Annotated in this window: 4 protein-coding genes; 2 read left to right on the top strand and 2 right to left on the bottom strand. The window is 41.1% G+C overall.

Annotation, left to right across the window (positions count from 1 at the left end; translation table 11 throughout):
* A partial coding sequence (locus D9736_RS23235) for a tyrosine-type DNA invertase (protein ID WP_130259269.1) occupies nt 1-611 on the bottom strand: 611 nt, incomplete at its 3' end.
* 140 nt (nt 612-751) lie between these two features.
* Between D9736_RS23235 and D9736_RS23240 the strand changes: the two genes are divergently transcribed.
* On the top strand, nt 752-1,594 hold the full coding sequence (locus tag D9736_RS23240) for a helix-turn-helix transcriptional regulator (protein ID WP_130259270.1): 843 nt from the start codon (nt 752-754) through the stop codon (nt 1,592-1,594).
* Here D9736_RS23240 and D9736_RS23245 read toward each other — a convergent pair.
* Nucleotides 1,591-2,142, bottom strand: a complete 552-nt coding sequence (locus tag D9736_RS23245) for a tyrosine-type recombinase/integrase (protein WP_130259271.1) — start codon at nt 2,140-2,142, stop codon at nt 1,591-1,593. The genes D9736_RS23240 and D9736_RS23245 overlap by 4 nt on opposite strands.
* Before the next feature lie 590 nt (nt 2,143-2,732).
* On the opposite strand from D9736_RS23245, the gene D9736_RS23250 reads away from it, so the two are divergent.
* Nucleotides 2,733-2,996: pyridoxal-dependent decarboxylase (locus tag D9736_RS23250; protein WP_240779385.1), on the top strand; the 264-nt coding region annotated here is incomplete at its 3' end.

The following is a 2,996-nucleotide window of genomic DNA, read 5'->3' on the forward strand; positions in this document are numbered from 1 at the left end:
GGCAGTTTACAGTTTGGGTCAAAAAGTTGCTTTTTCGCCCTTTTTGACGGCTTCCATAACCGTTCAAAGCGGGCCGAATTTGAAGCTGTATAAATCACCGTATGCCGGATATTCCGGTGTCCCAGGTAATCCTGAATCAGGCGTGTATCGATGCCGTTATCAGCCAGCGCGTAACCACACCCATGTCTCAGCATATGTGGATGGACAGCAACAGCCAGCCCGGCATTTCTTCCTGCTTCAGCCAGCAAGTTATAAAATCGTTGACGGGTAAGCGGACGCCCTGATCTGGAAATAAACAGCCAGTCCCTCTCTTCTTCTGTTGTAGGTAATTTCATAGTTTCCCGGGCTTTGAGCCAGTTCCTGATACATTGTACTTCTTCAGTCAGTAAGGGATGCACGGTGCTGAAGCCGTTTTTCAGGCGCTGGACGCACAGTTTTCGGGACTCGAGCTCAAGATCAGCAAGACGTAACGAAAGCATTTCGCTGACCCTGAGTCCGTGGATAAAGGCAAGAAGTATCATGCAGGCATCACGTTCCGGGTGGCGCCCCTTCAGCACCGCCTGTAGCAAAAGGCTGACTTCATGGTGAGTAAGAAATTTTCGGGAAGACATTAATGGCTCCGGTCAGATGAAACAGAGCGGTCAAGAGTGACACGATGACCCCATCAGGCTATGGCTAAACGTGCTAAAGTCAGGAAAGCAGAATAAAACACCGATTGCTCTTAAGAACAGTGGACCCACAGGTATAGCAAATGAATTTAATCCAGCAACTGGCGGGAATTATCGAAGGGAATCTGAACAGCTCACTGTCAGTAAAAGTTCTTGCTGAACGTTCAGGCTATTCAGAACGCTGGTTGTACAAACTGTTTCAGGATGTAACGGGGATCAGTGTGGCGCAATACATACGTCGCAGAAAACTAACACTTGCCGCTTTACTTTTGCGTCATACCAGTCGCCGGATAACAGATATATCACTAATGTATGAGTTCAGTTCGCCCCAGGCTTTTTCCCGTGCTTTCAGGCAACAGTTCAAGGTGTCACCAGTGCAGTATCGCAATGCGGATGCCTGGGATATGCAGTATGCCCAGCCCGTATTGTACAGAACCTCACCGTGCACAAAATTCAGAATGATTGAGATAGCTGAGGGCAATCATCCTTCTGTTCCAAACCTTAAAATGCCTGTGAATCTGGGAATGGACTTTATCCATACCCAGAGCGGCGATCATTTTATTTATAACCGTAACCTTTTTCAGTCCATAGTATCAATTTATGATCCTGTTAATGAAATGTCTGATTTTATGATTTCAGGTGAAATGATACCCTCCAGAGAAACAGATTCTGAATTAATTTATACTTTTAAAGAAATAAACAGTTTTTCCCTGCCAGAGACACTTCTTCCTGATGGTTTATATGCCAGCCAGGAATTTACTGGGACATACAAAGAGATTTTTGATTTTCATATATATGATGCCATGGGGGCGCTGTGTATTAATAAATGTGTTTTAAAAAGAGGACCTATATATACACTATTTCACAGAACAGATAATAAAAATATTATGGATATGCAATTCCTCACTCCTTGCGTAAAAATTTAACTGCGCCAGACCCGATGAAAACGACCTGGATTACTGGCCGTATACAGTACAGTATGATGAATGTTCCTGTGACCCAGATAATCCTGAATCAGACGGGTATCCAGTCCCTGATTAGCAAGAGCATAACCACAGGCATGACGCAACATGTGCGGATGAACCTTAATTCTCAGACCCGCACGCTGACTATATCGTGCGCAGAGTTTATAAATCCATTGTCTGGAAAATTTTTTTCCATGGCTTGACAGAAAAAGATAATCATCCTGACTACCTTTAGCGTATCTTTTTCTAATCAGGAACCAGCGTTGCAATAATTCTATTGTTTCTGGCTGTAATGGATGTGAAGTTGATAATCCATTTTTCAGACGCCTAATAAAAACAATTTTTTCAGTCATATCAAGATCTCCCAGTCTAAGGTCTATCAACTCACTGACGCGAAGTCCATGAATGTAAGTTATATGTAGCAATGCTTTATCACGGATTTCATTTCGCGTACCCGTTATAGCATTAAAGAAAAGCGCCCATTCGCTGCTGGTGATGTATTTACGCATAATTCCTCCTGTCAGAGTTATACCTGAATTTTACACTATTAATTAAAAGGAAGACTTATCAGTTTCGGAAGTTGGCGTGTAAACGTTCCCCAACGCCGTATTGACGTTATCTTGCCTAGCCTTCAAAGATAATAAGTGAACGTCCATATGACACGTAGGGTAAAAATCAGTTTACATCCAGGGCAACAACTCCTTCACGCAGTTACCTATACCGGAGTATTACTACTGAAATAATAACCTACCCCATCAACATCGTTGGCGGGAATTCTGGTAATTATCTATTTTTTCTATAATCTTTAAAGACGTTTAAAAAATTAACCGCTAACTAATATTGATATTTTGCTGGCTAATTTTTACGTGACACTTATGGTAGATGAAATAATACATTAAAATAACGATAAAAACCTCGATGCAATCATCAATACATGACTCATCCTTTTGTTTTTTCTTGAAAAAACACAATGAAATTATTATCAGCAACAAAATAAAATTAGGATTTTGTTATTTAAAACTCAGACCTTAAAGCTTGCTTACTTTATCGATAAATCCTACTTTTTTTATTGCGATCCAATCATTTTAAGGAGTTTGAAATGGATAAGAAGCAAGTAACGGATTTAAGGTCGGAACTTCTCGATTCACGTTTTGGTACAAAATCTATTTCCACCATCGCTGAATCTAAACATTTTCCGCTGCATGAAATGCGTGATGATGTCGCATTTCAAATTATCAATGATGAATTATTTCTCGACGGTAATGCGCGTCAGAACCTGGCAACATTTTGCCAGACCTGGGACGACGAAAATGTCCATAAATTGATGGATCTGTCGATCAACAAAAACTGGATCGACAAAGAA

It is taken from the genome of Escherichia sp. E10V10, assembly GCF_004211985.1.
GTDB lineage: Bacteria > Pseudomonadota > Gammaproteobacteria > Enterobacterales > Enterobacteriaceae > Escherichia.

Excerpts from the sequence above, each read along its gene's own strand:
- D9736_RS23245 (WP_130259271.1), bottom strand. The coding sequence starts at position 2,142 with ATGCGTAAATACATCACCAGCAGCGAATGGGCGCTTTTCTTTAATGCT.
- D9736_RS23240 (WP_130259270.1), top strand. The coding sequence starts at position 752 with ATGAATTTAATCCAGCAACTGGCGGGAATTATCGAAGGGAATCTGAAC.